Raw genomic sequence first — 16,757 nt, 5'->3', positions numbered from 1 at the left:
GCGGTGACCAAAGGTCACCGCGCCGATTCTTTTTTGATAATGTCATTCTGAAAATATCGACATTTTAAACTTTTTTTAGCTTTATTTCATGATAATAAAATTGGTTTTATCTGTGAAAATATGGTTGAACTTAAACATAAAAAAATATCTTTACAGACTGAAATTAAAAAAACTAACAAAACCATGAAAAAAACTCTATTCTGCTTTGCTTTTATCTTACTAAACATTATTTCTTTTGCGCAGGGAATTCAATTTCAAATTAAAAAAAGCGATGTTTTCAAAGATGAATACAAGCATTCATCAATCGTTCTTGTGGAAGATGACGGAAAAGATGGAGTAGTAATTGTCCGCTCTTATGTGGGTGGAGTATTTTCATCTGGATCAGGTTACTATTTTGAACATTATGATTCTAATCTAAAGCTGATAAAAGAATTTGAATATGAAATAAAATATTCGAAAGCGGTAAGACAGAGTTCTGTTTTGGGTGTAATCATGGATGGTGATAAGGTAAATATCATCGACTTTATATATGAAAAAGACCAAAAAGCCTATATCTGTTCTGCGATGTCATCAAATGTAGACGATTTTAATTTTAAAAAAACTGAATTATTCCGGGTAAATAGTGATGAAATAAAGCAATTTGTTTTTTTTAATTCAGGAGTTTTTGATGGTGATTCGGGTGCAAGCATGATTGTCAACGAAAATCGTACAGCATTTGCGGTGACGGTAGACATTAAAGATAAAAATGCTGAAACACATCGTATGTTTATTTTTGATAAATCGCTTCAGAAAAATATTGATCATACTTTTAAAAGAGAAATGAAAGACAGAAAATTCGTTTATGAAAATATAGATGTTTCCAAAGACGGAAAAACAATTTACATTCTTGGGAAAGTATATACTGACGAGAAAAAGAAGAAAAAAGAAGGCGGAAAATATCAATATGAATTAACAAGTATAACGAGTGAAAACGAAAAAACACAAGTTTTTGACTCTGATGAACATTTTGCGGCATCCTTAAAAACTATTGTTTATGAAGACCGTTTGGTTTGCCTTGGTTTTTATTCTGACAGAAGAGATTACAGATTTAAAGGTATTTGTTATTTTGAGCTTAATCCCACAACTTTAGAAATCAAAAAGGTAAAATACAATCCGTTTACAGAGCAATTTATGGTTGACAAATACGGAAAAGACAAAGATAAAGAGTTGAAAAACATTTCATTCAGAAAAATAATTACAGATCAAAAAGGAGATATTATTTTCAATGCAGAAGAGTTTTATATTACTTCAAATTATTTTTCGAATCCATATGGAGGAGGTTATACACGTACAATTTATCATTATGACGATATCGTGAGTGCAAGAATCAACCCGAATGGCGAAATTGTCTGGGCAAGAAATATCAACAAAAGACAAAAAACCGACGGAGATGAATCTTATATTTCTTATACTTCAACTGCTGTTGGTAACGATGCCTATTTTTTCATCAATACAGGTGAAAAAGTAAGAAAACTAAGCAACGACAGAATCCAGTTTGGGCAAACCAGCACCAAGAGATCAAATCTTAACATGATCAGAGTCAACCAAAACGGAGATTTTGATTATCAGGAAATTTTAGATGATAAAGACAATGAAGTTCCGTTTATGGTTTCAAATGGCGTTCTTTCAGGAGATTCTATTTTCTTCATTGGAAGAAGAGGAACGAAAAAACAAATTTTGAAAGTGTCTTTATAAAACTAAATTATAGTCAGGATTATTTCGCTTTTTATGATGTCATCTCATTCAGTTATAATCGTTAAGAATTCGTGTTATCGTGAAAATATTTGTAAAATTTGTGTTTAAAAAATATCTTTACCTGATGAATCAAAACACAAACAAAACCGTTCTCATTTTAGGTGCCAATTCAGATGTTGCGAAACAATGTATTTTGCAATATTTAGAAAAAGGATTTTCTATTATTGCAGCTTCCAGAAATACAGAATCTCTAGAGACTTTTATTCAGAAAAATAATTTAGACACATCAAAAATTATGGTTTTGAGTTTTGATGCAGAAGACTTTAATTCTCACCAGAAATTTTATAACGAACTTTTAACAAAACCTCATATTGTAGTTTACGCAGCCGGATTTTTAGTTGATAATGAAAAGGCTTTGAGAGATTTCAAAGGAGCTCAACAAATGATGGTTACCAATTATATGGGAGCCGTTTCTATTTTGAATATCATTGCAATGGATGAGAGCAATAAAAATTTAGAAAGAATCATCGGATTATCCTCACTTTCGGGCGTTCGAGGTAGAAAGAGCAACTTTGTTTATGGGAGCACAAAAGCAGCTTTTACAACGTATTTAGCAGGTTTAAGACAGGAATTAGCTTCACGAAATATTAAGGTTAATGCTTTAGTAATCGGTTATATCAGAACAAAAATTAATGAAGGATTACAATTGAATGAATCTTTAATTATGGAACCTGATTATGTTGCAAAACATATTGTGAATGCCGGAAATTCTTTCAAGATTGTCCCGAATTTTAAATGGAAGATTATTTATTTAATTCTGAAAATTCTGCCGGAAAGTCTGGTGGCGAAACTTCCGTAACTATTTTGATTTTCTTTTCAAAAACTCTAAAATATTGTGATACTGATCTGTTTCTTTCTTCTCCACAATATAGGTAAAAGGGTTACCAATTTCAATCTTTATATAAATGGTTTCATTCGAGACATCATAAGAAACATTTTTCCAGATACTTCTGAGGTCAAACTGTTCACTTTTAATATAGAATGATGCCTCATCAAAATACAGTTCTATTGTCGTGTTAAATTTTTTGAAATCCTCGATATATGTATTGATCTTAGAAATATAATTTGCTTTATTAAAAAAGTATATGACAATATATAAAATACTGATAATAGGTATGAAAATTCCAAGAAACTGTAGAAAATCCACTCTGCTTCTTTCTGGTTTAAAGAGAGTATCTATAATTATTAGAAAAAAAATAATAAACACAAAGTATTTTAATATGGTTGGCAATTTTTTCTTCCAAGAATAGAAATAGTAATTCTTAAGCTGATTTCGCGTAATATTTTCATCAAAGTTTATTAAAACTTTTAGTGAGTTTTCCATTAATAGTTATTTGAGCAAAAATATCAAAAATTACTCATTCTACAACAATTCCAACGCCTTCATCATATCAATTCCCTTACCCAAAACAGGTTTAAACAAATCACCTTTTTCTTTAATTCTTTCCAAGGCATTATGAATATTAAAATCAGTCGGTTTCAAACCGGGCTTCAATTCTTCCCATTCCAATGGCATGGATACAGAAGCTCCTTCTTTTGGTCTTAAACTATAGGCGCTCGCCAACGTTTGTCCGGTTCTGTTTTGCAAATAATCGAGATAGATTTTTTTGTTGTCTCTTTTCTGTAGACTTCTTTCTAAAGTCGTGATTTTCGGAAGCTTTTCATTAACCTGTTTCATCAAAATATGGGCAAAATCTTTCACTTGGTCAAAATCATATTTCCCACCCATCGGAATGTAAATGTGAATTCCTGTACTTCCGGAAGTTTTACAATACCCTTTAATTTTAATAGATTTTAAGACCTCATTCACCTGTAAAGCCGTCTCAATTACATCATCAAAATTATTTTTTTTCGAAGGATCAAGGTCTAAAACCATAAAATCAGGATGCTCCAAATCAGGAAGCGAACTGTTCCAGGGATTGAAATCGATGCAGCCTAAATTATTGAGATAAGCCAAAGTGGCTTTGTCATTACAATAAACATAATCGATGTTTTTATCAGTAGATTCCGAATAAACTTCTGTTGTTTTTATCCAATCGGGAATATTGTCACTTGCATCTTTTTGATAAAAACTTTGCTCTTCAATTCCATTAGGGAAACGGTTTAATGACAATGGACGGTTTTTCAAATGCGGTAAAATATAATTGGCAACAGATTGATAATATTCGATCACATCACCTTTTGTAATGTCATCTTTTGAGAAATAAATTTTATCCTGATTGGTTAATTTTACTTTATGTTTATTCAGTGTGATTTCCTTTTCTTTTTCGGAAGTTGAAGTTTTTTTTGAAGGTGTCTTGGCTTTCATTTCTTTTGGTTTTTCATTAATTTGACTCATTTTATTCGTTGAATCTGCGATTTCTTCGGGATTTTTATCTTCACGGATCGCAACAAAGACAGGATGCCGGAAGATTCCGTCTTTGGTAATTTCGGAATATTTAATTTCGCAGACTAATTCAGGTTTAATCCAGGTTACAGGCGCATTGGTTTTAGGAGTTATTTCAAACGGAGAGGTTTTTAGGATTAATTTTTTTAATCTTTCATAAAGCAGATTCAATGATTCTTTATTAAAACCTGTTCCTGTGTGTCCGGAATAAATCAATTTTCCGTCAATATATTTCCCTAAAATTAAAGCTCCGAACCCTTCCCGGGAACCACGTGGTTCTGTAAATCCACAGATAATAACTTCTTCAGTATTGGTGAATTTTATTTTCAGCCAATCCGAATTTCTGCTATTTTCAATATATAAACTGTCTGCTTTTTTGGCAATCATTCCTTCCAGCTCCATTTTTTTCATTTGATTAAAAAATTCGATGCCTTTTTCAGGAATATGGTCACAATATTTGATGACATCGGTTTCAATCAAGGCTTCTTTTAAAAGTTCTTTTCGCTGAATTAGAGGGATTTCTTCTGTAGAATGACCATTGAGCCAAAGCAAATCGAAAACCTGAAATGTCAAAGCTAAATCAGGATTGTCACCTACTTGCTGAAGTAGTTGAAAGTTTGGTCTTCCGTTTTCATCATAAGCTACAATTTCTCCATCAAGGATCATTGTATGCTTTTGATTTTTAAAATCTAGCGAAACTTTATTGAAGTTTGACAAAAAAGAAATACCATTTCTGGAATAGAAAAGTGGTTCGTCTTTACTGAGATCGGCAACTGCACGATAACCGTCCCATTTTATTTCAAAAATCCAGTCTTCATTATCAAATGCTTTTTCAAAAGATTTGGCAAGCATTGGTTTAATAAAATTCTCTAATTTTTTTTCGTCAATCAAAGAATTGAATCGTTGAAATTTAGGCTTTGTTTCTGAAATTATGATTTCTTTTTGTTGCTTTTCAGGCTTTTTTTTTCCTCTAAAAATTTGGTGACCTGAGAATTTTTGGAAATGTTTTCTTCTGCATCATAATGTTCTTCTGCAAAATCGTCTTTATGTTTAATTAAAAGCCAAGCGTTGTTTTCGGCATTTTTCATTTTAACTAAAGCAAATTCACCTTTCAGTTTTTTGCCGTGCAGAACGAATTTCAATGAACCTGCTTTTAATTCTTTCAACAATTCTTTTTCGTCAGAAAGCTTGCTCGTATCGTCCAAAGGTTCGTATGTTCCGCTGTCCCAGACTTCCACTTGTCCGGCTCCGTAATTTCCTTCGGGAATATTTCCTTCAAAATCTTTGTAATCATAAGGGTGATCTTCTACCATCATCGCCAGACGTTTGTCTTTAGGATCCAGTGACGGACCTTTCGGAATTGCCCAACTTTTCAAGACGCCTTCCATTTCTAACCTAAAATCATAGTGAAGACGTGACGCGGCATGTCTTTGAATTACAAAAATAAGTTTGTCTTTGCTCTTTTTTGCTTTACCTTTGGGTTCGGTGGTTTCGTCGAACTTACGTTTTTCATTGTAATCTTTGAGAGCCATTATGAAGCATTTTTAGATTTTGGACTTTGTAAACTGGCTTTTAATTGAGCCATCAAATCAATCACTTTCCCTTGTTTGGCAGGTTCAGACTTTTTAAGCTTTACGGATTTCCCTTTTGCTTTTTTCTTAATAATTTTCAATAACTCTTCGGAATATGTGTTTTTATAAACAGCAGGATCAAATTTTTCGGATAATTGTTGAATAAGGTTTTTTGCCATTTTAAGTTCGGCAGGTTTCGGAGCTTTCTTAGCAGGAATTTTTAAATCTTTGTAATCTCTGATTTCCTGAGCAAACCGCAATCTGTTTAAAACCAAAATTTCATCGTTGTAAGGACGGATCATTCCAATCGCTTCACTGTCACGAAGAACAAATGTTCCTATACCGACCATTTTGGTTTCTGATAAGGCTTTTATCAGAAGTCTGTAAGCACTTTCTCCATTTTTTTGAGGCTCAAGAAAATAAGGATTTTCAAAATAAACACTGTCAACTTCAGCTTCTTTTACAAAATGTTCTATGGAAAGAATTTTGCTTTTTTCGGGACTTGCTGCTTCGTAATCTTCTTCATCCAAAACGATGTATTTATCGTCCATAAGATAGCCTTTTACAATGTTTGCCCACTTGACTTCTTTGCCCGTTTTTTCGTTGACTCTTTTGAATTTGATATTAGAAAAATCAGATTTATCGAGCATATCGAGATCCAATTTACTGGTTTCTGTCGCAGAATAAATCTTTACAGGAATATTGACTAAGCCAAAACCAATGGCACCGTTCCAAATTGCTTTCATTGTCGTTTATTTTGTGTAAAACGTACAATGATTATGCCGAGTGAAAAAATAGTAAGAGGATAAGTAGAAAATTATATTCTATAAAATTTTTCAACTTGATTACTTTCAGTATTTAAAATTATAATTCCCTCATTTTTATTATCTAGCTGATCTATCAAATTTCCATCATTATTCCAAACACTAGTTTTTCCTGCACAGACATATCCTCCTGATTCACCTACGAAATTTGCCATCAAAACAGTCATGGTATATTTTTTTGCAATATCTGATAATTTTATCAGGTCATCATCTATACCGTTTATAGAATTGAGGACACTTGCAATATAAATATTTGATCCTGCCTCATAAGCTTCATAAGAATGCGTAGGATCAGATATATCATAACATATTGCCAGTGAAATTTTATTTTGTAGTATTTCTAAGTGGCAAAAGCCATTGCCTTTTGAAAAAAATTCTACTTCTGTTGGGAAAAGATTGCGCTTTGAATAAATCTCCCTTCTTTTTTTAGGATGGAACATGATGCAACTTATAAATAATTTACCTTCTGATTTCGTAGGCATTCCAATCCAAATGGAAATACTGTTTTTATCTGAAATATTTTGAAAATTATTTAAAATAGGGTCTTCATAATGAAGTGAAAGCTGTTCGGCTAATCCAGGTTCATAACCTGTAATGGAAAGTTCCGGAAATATAATTAGATCAGTACCATTATTAATTGCAATGTCAATTAATATTTTGTGTTTCTCAATATTACTAAGAATATCTCCTTTTATTGGTTGTATTTGTGCTGCTGCGATTTTCATTTTTCATCATTAAAAAAGCGGAGAAAAAAATCTCCGCTTCTAATTTATGCTTTTAAATTTAATTTCAATTCCAATTCATCGAGTTGTTCGTTGGCAATCGCAGCGGGAGCATCGATCATCACATCTCGTCCTGAATTATTTTTTGGGAAAGCGATATAATCTCTGATCACTTCATTTCCGTCAAGAATCGCTACCAAACGATCAAATCCGAAAGCCAAACCACCGTGCGGCGGCGCGCCGTATTTGAAGGCATTCATCAGGAATCCGAACTGTGCTTCTGCTTCTTCTTTCGAGAACCCTAACAAATCAAACATTCTTGACTGTAAATCTTTATCAAAAATTCTGATAGAGCCACCGCCGATCTCGTTTCCGTTCAAAACCATATCGTAGGCATTGGCTCTTGCTTTTCCCGGATCCGTTTCTAGTAAATGAATATCTTCCGGTTTTGGAGAGGTGAAAGGGTGATGCATCGCATGATAACGTCCGCTTTCTTCGTCAAATTCCAATAACGGGAAGTCAACAACCCAAAGTGGTGCAAATACGTCGCCTTTTCTTAATCCCAAACGGTTTCCAAGCTCCATTCTCAACGCGGAAAGTTGAGTTCTTACTTTATGTTCGTTTCCTGAAAGAATTAGCATTAAATCTCCTTCTTTCGCTCCGAATTTCTCGATGATTTTTGCTAAATCTTCCTCGTTGTAGAATTTATTTACAGAAGACGTTTTCACTCCGTCATTTTGGAATTTAGCCCAAACCATTCCTGAAGCTCCGATCTGTGGTCTTTTTACCCAGTCAACTAGCTCGTCGATTTGTTTTCTTGTGTAATCTGCGCAACCTTCCACATTGATTCCGACAACCAATTCAGCATCATCAAATATTTTGAAATCTTTTCCTTTTACTAAATCGTTCAACTCCACGAATTCCATTCCGAAACGGATATCCGGTTTATCATTTCCATATTTCTGCATCGCATCAGCGAACGTCATTCTTGGGAAAGTTCCGAATTCCTGACCGGTAATGTCTTTAATCAGCGTTTTCGTCATTCCTTCAAACACGTTCATCACGTCTTCCTGCTCTACAAAAGCCATTTCACAATCGATTTGTGTAAATTCAGGCTGTCTGTCAGCTCTCAAATCCTCATCACGGAAACATTTCACGATCTGGAAATATTTATCCATTCCACCAACCATTAACAATTGTTTGAAAGTTTGTGGAGACTGTGGCAATGCATAAAACTGTCCCGGATTCATTCTGCTTGGTACAACAAAATCTCTCGCTCCTTCCGGAGTAGATTTGATTAAAACCGGAGTTTCAACCTCGATAAATCCTTCGTCTGAAAGATAATTTCTCACTTTCTGCGCCATTTTGTGACGGAAGATCAATTTATCTCTTACCGGAGCTCTTCTGATATCCAGATAACGGTATTTCATTCTTAATTCTTCCCCTCCGTCCGTTTCGTCTTCAATGGTGAAGGGCGGAAGTTGAGATTCATTAATAACTTCTAATTTTTCAACTAAAATTTCAATTTCTCCTGTTGGAATATTGGGGTTTTTGCTTACTCTTTCGATGACGCGTCCTGTAACCTGAATTACGAATTCACGTCCCAATTTTTTCGCATTTTCCATCAATTCTGCTGTAGAACGGTCTTGGTCAAAAACCAACTGAGTAATTCCGTAACGATCCCGAAGATCTATCCAAATCATAAATCCTTTATCACGAATGGTTTGTACCCATCCTGAAAGTGTAACTTCTTCATTAAGATGTTGAAGAGATAATTCTCCGTTTGTGTGCGATCGAAACATTTTTTTTAGATGTTAGATATTAGACTTTAGATATTAGGCTTTCAAGTGCCTAATTTTCGTTGGCAAAGATAAGGTTTTTAGGGGGTTTAAAAACAAAAAAAACTTCCCGTAGGAAGTTTAAGACAGTAATATTGAACTGTTTTTATTTTAAAAGACTTGTAAGATTGGCTTTTTCATATTTCACCGAAAAGTCTTTGGCTGTTTCTCCGTTTGCATTTTTCAGATTTTTATCTGCTCCTTTTGTTAATAAAGATTGAGCCATATCTGCTTTTCCGTATCTCGCAGCTACCATCAATGGTGATTGGTTGTTACAAAGTCTGTTAACATCGGTAGTGTTGTTTAGCAAGAAATTGAAAATATTCTTCCTTTCGTATTTTACACTTAGCGCAAGAAGATCATACGAGTTTTCTTTGATGGCAAAACATTTATTAAAGTCATCTTTCTTAAAAACTTTTTTAAAATCCTGAAGATTATCAGTCTGGAAGATTTTCATTTGTTCTTTAGAGACCTGCTGTGCAAATAATCCGTTTGCAAAAATTGAGATCGCAAGAAGTAAAGTAGCCGATATAATCTTTTTCATAAAAACTTATTTTATCAATTAATATACAAATCTAATATTTTTTTTGATATATTTTATGAATTAATTGGCGATTTGATGATGCGGTTCTTTTTTTTTGGAACAGAATTTAAATTACTTTGCATATTCAAGCAAATCTCCTGGTTGACAATCTAAAATTTTACAAATCGCTTCCAAAGTTGAAAGTTTTACCGCTTTAGCTTTTCCTGTTTTAAGTATAGAAAGATTCGCCTGAGTAATTCCTATTTTCTCGGCAAGTTCCTGAGATTGCATTTTCCTTTTCGCCAACATGACGTCTACGTTGATTATTATTGGCATAATTTATATGGTTAAATCGTTTTCTGATTGCAGTTGATGTCCTCTTTTGAAGAATGCTGTAATGAAAAGTAAGATAATTCCTAAAAATAGAAATGCAAATGAAGTCATTAACATACCTCCTTCAAGCCCTGTTCGGAAAATAAAGATCCAAATCAAAAAATACAATGGTGCATAAAGTAAATTGATAATAGAAAAAGTTTTTAAATGCTTAATAATTGTTTCATTAAATAACTCTCTCCGACTTAAATCCCCAAAAGTTTTATAACCGTAAAAGAAAAAAAGACTGAAAAAAATGCTTTGAAATGTGTGAAATATGAATCTGTTCAACGTAAAAAAACCTGTCATCATCTGTTGATCTGAAAAAGGATATTTAAATCTGAAAAATACATATTTTCCTTTTTCATAAGATGCATAATCTATTTCATCATTTACATAAAAAGTTTCTGAAAGAAAATGATGTGAAGTTGTCCAGTTATAATATCCAATTCCAAATCCAAGCGTTTGGTAAATAAGATGAAAGAGAAAAATAATAAATAATACCAAGAATAAATAACTGATAATTGTAGATACTGATTTTTGTCCTAAGAGTTTCATTTGTTTTAATATTTTATTATTGCAAATATATAATTAATTATTGTAAAACAATAATTAATTATTAAAATTATTTTATTTTAAATTAAATTTTTTGAAATCGTATTTTTAAGACCGATTAATTTTAAAATGAAAAAATATTTAAATTTTCTGAAAAAAGCATTTAGTGAAGAAGAAACTGACTATACTAAAATCAGTATCCGAAGTGCTGTTCTTCTTTTAGCAATTCCGATGATGCTGGAAATGGCAATGGAATCTGTTTTTGCTCTGGTTGATCTTTATTTTGTCGGCCACCTCAAAGAAAGCGGTTTCGCCATTCAAACTGTTGGTCTTACTGAATCTGTACTCACGATTATCTATTCGATAGCAATCGGGATGAGCATGGCTGCAACCGCAGTCGTGGCAAGAAGGATCGGGGAGAAAAATCCTGAACAGGCTTCCAGAAGTGCTGCGCAGGTAATTTTGGTATCTTTTGTCATTACTTCTATTTTAAGTTTGCTAGGAGTAATTTATGCAGAAGATATTTTGATTTTGATGGGTTCAAAACCGGATGCTGCAGCTTACGGAAAAGATTTCACCAGAATAATGATGGGGAGCAGTGTGATCATTATGCTTCTGTTTTTAATCAACGGAATTTTCAGAGGTGCAGGAAATGCAGCAATCGCCATGAAAAGCTTGTGGATAGCCAATATCGCCAATATCATTCTTTGTCCGATTTTAATAAGAGGATTGGGTCCGATTCCTGCGATGGGTTTAACGGGAGCGGCAATTGCAACAACGATTGGCAGAAGTACAGGAGTTCTTTATCAGTTGTATCATATTTTTATTGCAGATTCTTTAGTGAGAATTAAAACAATTTATTTTAAACCTGATTTCAAATTAATCACATCCATCGTTAAAATTGCGATGCCCGGAATATTTCAGTTTGTCATCGCATCATGCAGTTGGATTTTTCTTGCGCAATTGGTTGCAACAACCGGCGGTGAAGATGCTTCAGCAGGTTATCAGACAGCACTTCGTCTCATGATGTTTTTTATGCTTCCCGCTTGGGGATTGAGCAATGCGGCTTCAACTTTAGTCGGACAAAATATGGGTGCCGGTGAAATGTTGCGTGCGGAACAGTCTGTCATGAAAACTGTAAAGTACAACGTAATTTTTATGCTTTCTGTAAGTCTTATATTTTTTCTTTTGGGAGATTTCCTTGTTGGATTTTTCACAGAGCAAATTGAAATAAAGAATTATGCTAAAAATGCACTGCACATTATGAGTGTTGGTTTTGTATTTTACGGAATAGGAATGGTAACTATCAACGCTTTTAATGGTGCAGGCGATACGTGGACACCGACCTGGCTAAATTTTTTCGGATTTTGGATGTTTCAGATTCCTTTGGCTTATGTGCTTTCAAAGTATTTTGAATTGGGACCTAAAGGTGTTTTTATTTCAATTCCGGTTGCAGAAACATTCATTACCATCGTGGCTTTTATTTTATTTAAAAGAGGCAAATGGAAAAATGTGAAAGTATAACTTATTTATTATGAAATATTTAACGGTGTGATCTTTTGACTTCTAAGTATTAATTTCTAACTTCGTAGTCAATCAAAATTTATAATTATGGGAAAAGGAGACAGAAAGTCTAGAAAAGGTAAGATTATCTTGGGAAGCCACGGAAAGAAAAGACCGAGAAAAGCTTCAAAACCTTATCCTGCTGAAAAAGCAAAAGACTAAAAACAAAAATAAAAAGACCGAAGATCAATCTCCGGTCTTTTTTTATGATTTAAATTGAAATTATTTTCCTCCGAAAAGCCCGCCAAGAAGATCTCCCAATCCACCTGGTTGTTGCTTTTGCTGCTGTCCGCCACCAAGTACACTTCCTAAAATGTCATTCAAGGGATTTCCTGAAGATTGCGATTGCCCGCCTCCTAAAACGCTTCCCAAAATATCGTTCAAGGGACTTGACTGTTGCTGCTGTGCCTGATTTTGAGCACCACCCAAAATTCCTCCTAAAAGATCACCAAGACCTCCTGCTCCAACATTGTTTTGCTGTTTTTCTTTACCGATGTATCCCATAATGACAGGAGCAAGCATTGCTAAGATCGGACCGATTTTATCGATAGAAATTCCGGTATTTTGTGATAACTGGTTTTCTACAGTATTTTTCTGATTTCCAAAAACGTGAGAAAGAATAGAACCACCTTCATCCTGTCTGTTGTCAAGTAGAGAAGTGTCGTCCAGAATGCTTCCGTCGTGATCTTTATCTAATGCATTGTTCAAAGCTTCAGCTTCTTTTGCATCCTGAGATTTGTTTCGAAGATAAGAAATGACAAGTGGAGTAGCCACTGCCAAAAGCGCAATAATTTGATTTTTGCTAATTCCGAACTTGCTTTCTGCCTGTTCTGCTACCTGATTTCCTGTGTTTCCTGTTAAAAGGTCAATTAGACTCATTGTTTGTGTTTGTTTTATTTGTTAGAATGCCAAAGTTATCAAAAAAAAATCTACCACAAATTATTATGGCAGAATTTTTTACTTAATTCTAAATGATTTTGCAAATATTGAGATTGAGCCTCTAATTTTTAAAAATAGGAACATTCGAACATGCTTCACCAAACATCAGTGATTTTACGATCGGTTTCAGCTTTTCTACCAGTTCAATATACGCATTTTCAGGGATTTCTTTGTCAGAGCATCCTTTTACCAAAACTCTTTTTTCTTTTAAATCAGAAAAATCATGTTGCTGAATTGCATGATGCATCAGAATTACTTCCAAATCTTCTTTGGTGCCGAAAATTATTTTTCTCGTCACATCGGTCAGCTTTGCCGTGATCAGGAAATACGCCCAAAGCGGAACGATTGCATCTGCAGAATTGTAGATGTATACATAATTGTCTGCGTAATAATCAGGATCGATTGCTGCTACTTTTTCACGGAAATCTTTTTCTTTAAGAATCATTTCCATGAAGAGAAAATCTTTCAGATCGATTCCTTTTCTGATTCCCTTCGGAACCAAATCGGTAAGGTCAAAATTTACTAATCCGCTTGATGCAACTTTATTTTTTATTTCAAATTCGTCTGACATTTTTTATCATTATCTTTGAAGCAAATTTACTTAATTATAATTTGAATTTTGATGTTTGAAACTGTCATTTCAATAGATAAAATCATTCATTGTATATCAATTATCATTCATGAAATATTATATCATTGCAGGTGAAGCTTCCGGAGATTTACACGGAAGTAATTTAATGAAATCTTTGAAGCAAAAAGATCCCAACGCAGAATTCAGATTTTGGGGTGGTGATTTGATGGGAAAACAAGGCGGAACTTTGGTGAAACATTACCGTGATCTTGCTTTCATGGGTTTTCTTGAGGTCGCAATGAATTTAAAGACAATTTTAAATAATATTAAGTTCTGCAAAGCTGATATCAGAAACAACAGACCTGATGTTTTGATTTTGGTAGATTATCCTGGCTTTAATTTAAGAATTGCAAAATTTGCTAAAAAGCTTGGAATCAAAGTTGTCTATTATATTTCGCCGCAACTTTGGGCCTGGAAAGAAGGCAGAGTTGAAATTATCAAAAAATATGTGGATGAAATGATGGTGATTCTTCCTTTTGAAGAAGATTTCTATCATAAACACAATGTAAAATCTCATTTTGTAGGTCACCCGTTGCTTGATGCAATTTATACTCTTCAAGATATTGACAATGAGGTTTTTAAGAAAGAAAATAATCTAAACGAAAAAGAAATCATTGCACTTCTTCCCGGCTCCAGAAAACAGGAAGTTGAAAAGATGCTGGAGATAATGCTCTCAGTGAGACCTTATTTTAAAGATTATCAATTCGTTATTGCGGGAGCTCCAAGTCTGGATAAAAATTTCTATCAGAAATATGTAGATGAAAATGTGCATTTTGTTTCTAATAAAACATACGATCTATTGCGATGTTCAAAAGCTGCTTTGGTCACTTCGGGAACGGCAACTCTTGAAACAGCTTTATTAAATATTCCGGAAGTAGTCTGTTACCGTGGAAGCAAGGTTTCTTATGCTATTGCTAAAAGGTTGGTGAAGCACATTAAATATATTTCGCTTGTCAATCTTATTATGGGTAAAGAAGTTGTTAAGGAGTTGATTCAAAGTGAGTTAAATACTAAAAATCTAGTCGGGCAATTGAAGCTTATTCTTGAAGGTGAAAAGAGAAATCTGATGCTTGAAGAATATGAAATTTTGAGAAGTAAACTCGGTGGAAAAGGAGCAAGCGATAATGCTGCAGATATTATTTTAAAAATTAAATAAAATTTTTAGGAATAATTTCAATTTTTTATTACTTTAGTAGTACAAAATGATGAAAATTGAACAAACAGCCACTTCTGATTTTAGTTTGCTGCTTTATCCTTGGAATTTTATTTCAGGATTATTTTTCTTTTAAGCAAAATTTTATTCTCGCTTTTGCGTTGGTTTGTATTCTGATTACAATCTCAACCTTTTTTAAGTCATTTTTCGTAACAAAAATACAGTCTGTTTTACTTTCGATTTTCTTTTTTTGCTTTGGAATTTGTATACATTTTTTGAACTTTCCTCAAGAACCGCAAATTTCTATTAAATCTAATGAAACGATCATTTTTAAGATTTCTAAAAAACTAAATTCTACTGAAAAGAATAAAAAGTATGAAGCAATTGTTGAGGTTGGAAAAGAGAATTTTAATTCTATAATATTAGTTCCAAAAGATAGTAAAGAGCTTGACTTTGAGTATTATTACAAGAGTAAGGTATTGGTAAGCAAACCAGAGTCTCCGAAGTATGATTTTCAATTTGATTATGCTCAATATCTTCATCGGAAAAATATTTTTCATCAATGCTATATTAATGATGAAATAAGTTCTGCATTAAGAAATGATCTTTCGTTTGATGAGAAAATCCGTCAGAAGAGATTGGAGGTTTTACAGAAGATCAATCAGTCTGAGATGTCGCCGAAGAGTCAGGAGTTTTTAAAAGGAATTGTTTTGGCAGACCGTACAGAAATTGATTCTGAGACTTTGCAAGATTTCAACAGGTCAGGATTGGTGCATTTTCTTGCAATTTCGGGAACGCACATTGTTGTTGTTTTCGGAATGCTTTATTTTATTTTAATGAAAATTTTACCATTAAGGTTTAGAAAATTTGTAATTGTTTTGAGCCTGATTTTTATTTGGGTTTTTGCATTATTTATCGGGTTTGGAAGTTCTGTAGTTCGCTCATGTTTAATGCTTACCGTATATTTTATCTACATTTTGCTACAACGGAAGCCTGATCTTCTGCATTCTTTGGCACTTTCTGCGTTTATAATTCTGATTATTGATACACAACAGTTTTTTGATGTAGGGTTTCAGTTGAGTTTTTTGGCGGTTTTGGGAATTTACTGGCTGAATCAGCCTATTCTGAAACATCTGCCGAAACAGGATAATTATATTAAAAAGATAATTTACAATACGGTTTCTATTTCAATTTCGGCTCAGGTGGCGACGCTTCCTTTAGTTTTGTGTTATTTTCATCAGTTTTCTTTTATTTCAGTTATTGCCAATTTTTTTATCGTTCCTTTTTCGGAGATGATCATTATTTTTTCATTTGTAATGACAGGTTTGATGGCTTTAGGATTAGATTTTGGTATTGTTAATATGATTTATGACTTCATTATTGATGTTTTATTAAAAGTTATTCATTGGTTTGCTGATTTTGATTCTTTGTTTTTTGAGAATATTTCAATGAATTGGTGGGAAGTCTGGATATTGTTTGTAGTTATTTATCTTTTGAGATTTGTTGTCATTAAATATGATTTTAAAAATAGCTCTCGATTTTTTTTAGTGGTCTTAATATTTTTAATCTTGAGAGTTTCCTTTTCAATTTTCGAAAACAATCGTGAAGAGGTTCTGATTCACCAATATAAAAAAGATGTAGTGTTTTCGGTAAAAAAAGGAAATGTTGTCTGCTTCTGGATTAAAAATTTTGATGATCGGAACAAAATTCAACGACATATTATTAGCCCTTACAGTTCATCCCGTAGAGTAAAAAATATTATCATTAAAAAACTTCCGGCTTCATCTGAAAAGGTTGTTTTCAATAATAAAATTTATGATTTGAGATAATATTGAATTTTTAAATTTTCCCCGATTTATCTATGTTTTTCATTGTTATTTAGAAAG

Annotated in this window: 17 protein-coding genes; 6 read left to right on the top strand and 11 right to left on the bottom strand. The window is 33.1% G+C overall.

Features of this window, described 5'->3' with window-relative positions:
* Positions 1-183 precede the first annotated feature (183 nt).
* Positions 184-1,734, top strand: a complete 1,551-nt coding sequence (locus K0R77_RS11125; protein WP_300352229.1) for a hypothetical protein — start codon at positions 184-186, stop codon at positions 1,732-1,734.
* Positions 1,735-1,858: 124 nt separating this feature from the next.
* Complete coding sequence (locus tag K0R77_RS11120; RefSeq protein WP_300352228.1) at positions 1,859-2,593, top strand: SDR family NAD(P)-dependent oxidoreductase; 735 nt, start codon at positions 1,859-1,861, stop codon at positions 2,591-2,593.
* On the opposite strand, the gene K0R77_RS11115 is transcribed toward K0R77_RS11120, so the two are convergent.
* The 9 genes from K0R77_RS11115 to K0R77_RS11075 all read right to left on the bottom strand — a co-directional run bounded on the left by K0R77_RS11115 (position 2,594) and on the right by K0R77_RS11075 (position 10,588).
* On the bottom strand, positions 2,594-2,941 hold the full coding sequence (locus tag K0R77_RS11115) for a hypothetical protein (protein WP_300352227.1): 348 nt from the start codon (positions 2,939-2,941) through the stop codon (positions 2,594-2,596).
* 216 nt (positions 2,942-3,157) lie between these two features.
* On the bottom strand, positions 3,158-5,071 hold the full coding sequence (ligD, locus tag K0R77_RS11110) for a DNA ligase D (protein WP_300352226.1): 1,914 nt from the start codon (positions 5,069-5,071) through the stop codon (positions 3,158-3,160).
* Positions 5,072-5,109: 38 nt separating this feature from the next.
* Positions 5,110-5,712: a DNA polymerase ligase N-terminal domain-containing protein gene (locus K0R77_RS11105; RefSeq protein ID WP_300352225.1), complete on the bottom strand. Its 603-nt coding sequence runs from the start codon at positions 5,710-5,712 to the stop codon at positions 5,110-5,112.
* Entirely contained in the window at positions 5,712-6,497 is a 786-nt protein-coding gene (locus tag K0R77_RS11100) for a Ku protein (protein WP_300352224.1), read from the bottom strand. The genes K0R77_RS11105 and K0R77_RS11100 overlap by 1 nt, the downstream gene beginning before the upstream one ends.
* A gap of 71 nt (positions 6,498-6,568) precedes the next feature.
* Complete coding sequence (locus K0R77_RS11095; protein WP_300352222.1) at positions 6,569-7,300, bottom strand: carbon-nitrogen hydrolase family protein; 732 nt, start codon at positions 7,298-7,300, stop codon at positions 6,569-6,571.
* A 44-nt stretch (positions 7,301-7,344) separates the two neighbouring features.
* Positions 7,345-9,099, bottom strand: coding sequence for an aspartate--tRNA ligase (gene aspS, locus K0R77_RS11090; RefSeq protein WP_300352220.1), 1,755 nt, complete (start codon positions 9,097-9,099; stop codon positions 7,345-7,347).
* Positions 9,100-9,241: 142 nt separating this feature from the next.
* Positions 9,242-9,679, bottom strand: coding sequence for an ankyrin repeat domain-containing protein (locus K0R77_RS11085; protein WP_300352218.1), 438 nt, complete (start codon positions 9,677-9,679; stop codon positions 9,242-9,244).
* A 111-nt stretch (positions 9,680-9,790) separates the two neighbouring features.
* Positions 9,791-9,994, bottom strand: a complete 204-nt coding sequence (locus tag K0R77_RS11080) for a helix-turn-helix transcriptional regulator (RefSeq protein ID WP_300352216.1) — start codon at positions 9,992-9,994, stop codon at positions 9,791-9,793.
* A 3-nt stretch (positions 9,995-9,997) separates the two neighbouring features.
* Positions 9,998-10,588: a DUF2975 domain-containing protein gene (locus K0R77_RS11075; protein ID WP_300352215.1), complete on the bottom strand. Its 591-nt coding sequence runs from the start codon at positions 10,586-10,588 to the stop codon at positions 9,998-10,000.
* Positions 10,589-10,714: 126 nt separating this feature from the next.
* Between K0R77_RS11075 and K0R77_RS11070 the strand changes: the two genes are divergently transcribed.
* Both K0R77_RS11070 and K0R77_RS11065 read left to right on the top strand, forming a co-directional pair.
* Positions 10,715-12,109, top strand: a complete 1,395-nt coding sequence (locus K0R77_RS11070) for an MATE family efflux transporter (RefSeq protein ID WP_300352213.1) — start codon at positions 10,715-10,717, stop codon at positions 12,107-12,109.
* A gap of 87 nt (positions 12,110-12,196) precedes the next feature.
* Positions 12,197-12,310: a 30S ribosomal protein THX gene (locus K0R77_RS11065; RefSeq protein WP_300352212.1), complete on the top strand. Its 114-nt coding sequence runs from the start codon at positions 12,197-12,199 to the stop codon at positions 12,308-12,310.
* A gap of 60 nt (positions 12,311-12,370) precedes the next feature.
* On the opposite strand, the gene K0R77_RS11060 is transcribed toward K0R77_RS11065, so the two are convergent.
* Positions 12,371-13,027, bottom strand: a complete 657-nt coding sequence (locus K0R77_RS11060; RefSeq protein ID WP_300352209.1) for a DUF937 domain-containing protein — start codon at positions 13,025-13,027, stop codon at positions 12,371-12,373.
* A gap of 121 nt (positions 13,028-13,148) precedes the next feature.
* Positions 13,149-13,658, bottom strand: a complete 510-nt coding sequence (locus K0R77_RS11055; protein WP_300352207.1) for a DUF2480 family protein — start codon at positions 13,656-13,658, stop codon at positions 13,149-13,151.
* A 109-nt stretch (positions 13,659-13,767) separates the two neighbouring features.
* Between K0R77_RS11055 and lpxB the strand changes: the two genes are divergently transcribed.
* Positions 13,768-14,874, top strand: coding sequence for a lipid-A-disaccharide synthase (lpxB, locus tag K0R77_RS11050; RefSeq protein ID WP_300352205.1), 1,107 nt, complete (start codon positions 13,768-13,770; stop codon positions 14,872-14,874).
* A 56-nt stretch (positions 14,875-14,930) separates the two neighbouring features.
* Positions 14,931-16,700, top strand: a complete 1,770-nt coding sequence (locus K0R77_RS11045) for a ComEC/Rec2 family competence protein (protein ID WP_300352203.1) — start codon at positions 14,931-14,933, stop codon at positions 16,698-16,700.
* Positions 16,701-16,757: the final 57 nt, after the last annotated feature.

The organism is Chryseobacterium sp. (assembly GCF_029240215.1).
Lineage (GTDB): Bacteria > Bacteroidota > Bacteroidia > Flavobacteriales > Weeksellaceae > Chryseobacterium.
The sequence above is the reverse complement of the archived record's forward strand: the minus strand, read 5'-3'. Positions and strand labels throughout refer to the sequence as shown.

Excerpts from the sequence above, each read along its gene's own strand:
- K0R77_RS11125 (WP_300352229.1), top strand. The coding sequence starts at position 184 with ATGAAAAAAACTCTATTCTGCTTTGCTTTTATCTTACTAAACATTATT.
- K0R77_RS11120 (WP_300352228.1), top strand. The coding sequence starts at position 1,859 with ATGAATCAAAACACAAACAAAACCGTTCTCATTTTAGGTGCCAATTCA.
- K0R77_RS11105 (WP_300352225.1), bottom strand. The coding sequence starts at position 5,712 with ATGGCTCTCAAAGATTACAATGAAAAACGTAAGTTCGACGAAACCACC.
- K0R77_RS11100 (WP_300352224.1), bottom strand. The coding sequence starts at position 6,497 with ATGAAAGCAATTTGGAACGGTGCCATTGGTTTTGGCTTAGTCAATATT.
- K0R77_RS11095 (WP_300352222.1), bottom strand. The coding sequence starts at position 7,300 with ATGAAAATCGCAGCAGCACAAATACAACCAATAAAAGGAGATATTCTT.
- aspS (WP_300352220.1), bottom strand. The coding sequence starts at position 9,099 with ATGTTTCGATCGCACACAAACGGAGAATTATCTCTTCAACATCTTAAT.
- K0R77_RS11085 (WP_300352218.1), bottom strand. The coding sequence starts at position 9,679 with ATGAAAAAGATTATATCGGCTACTTTACTTCTTGCGATCTCAATTTTT.
- K0R77_RS11080 (WP_300352216.1), bottom strand. The coding sequence starts at position 9,994 with ATGCCAATAATAATCAACGTAGACGTCATGTTGGCGAAAAGGAAAATG.
- K0R77_RS11075 (WP_300352215.1), bottom strand. The coding sequence starts at position 10,588 with ATGAAACTCTTAGGACAAAAATCAGTATCTACAATTATCAGTTATTTA.
- K0R77_RS11070 (WP_300352213.1), top strand. The coding sequence starts at position 10,715 with ATGAAAAAATATTTAAATTTTCTGAAAAAAGCATTTAGTGAAGAAGAA.
- K0R77_RS11065 (WP_300352212.1), top strand. The coding sequence starts at position 12,197 with ATGGGAAAAGGAGACAGAAAGTCTAGAAAAGGTAAGATTATCTTGGGA.
- K0R77_RS11060 (WP_300352209.1), bottom strand. The coding sequence starts at position 13,027 with ATGAGTCTAATTGACCTTTTAACAGGAAACACAGGAAATCAGGTAGCA.
- K0R77_RS11055 (WP_300352207.1), bottom strand. The coding sequence starts at position 13,658 with ATGTCAGACGAATTTGAAATAAAAAATAAAGTTGCATCAAGCGGATTA.
- lpxB (WP_300352205.1), top strand. The coding sequence starts at position 13,768 with ATGAAATATTATATCATTGCAGGTGAAGCTTCCGGAGATTTACACGGA.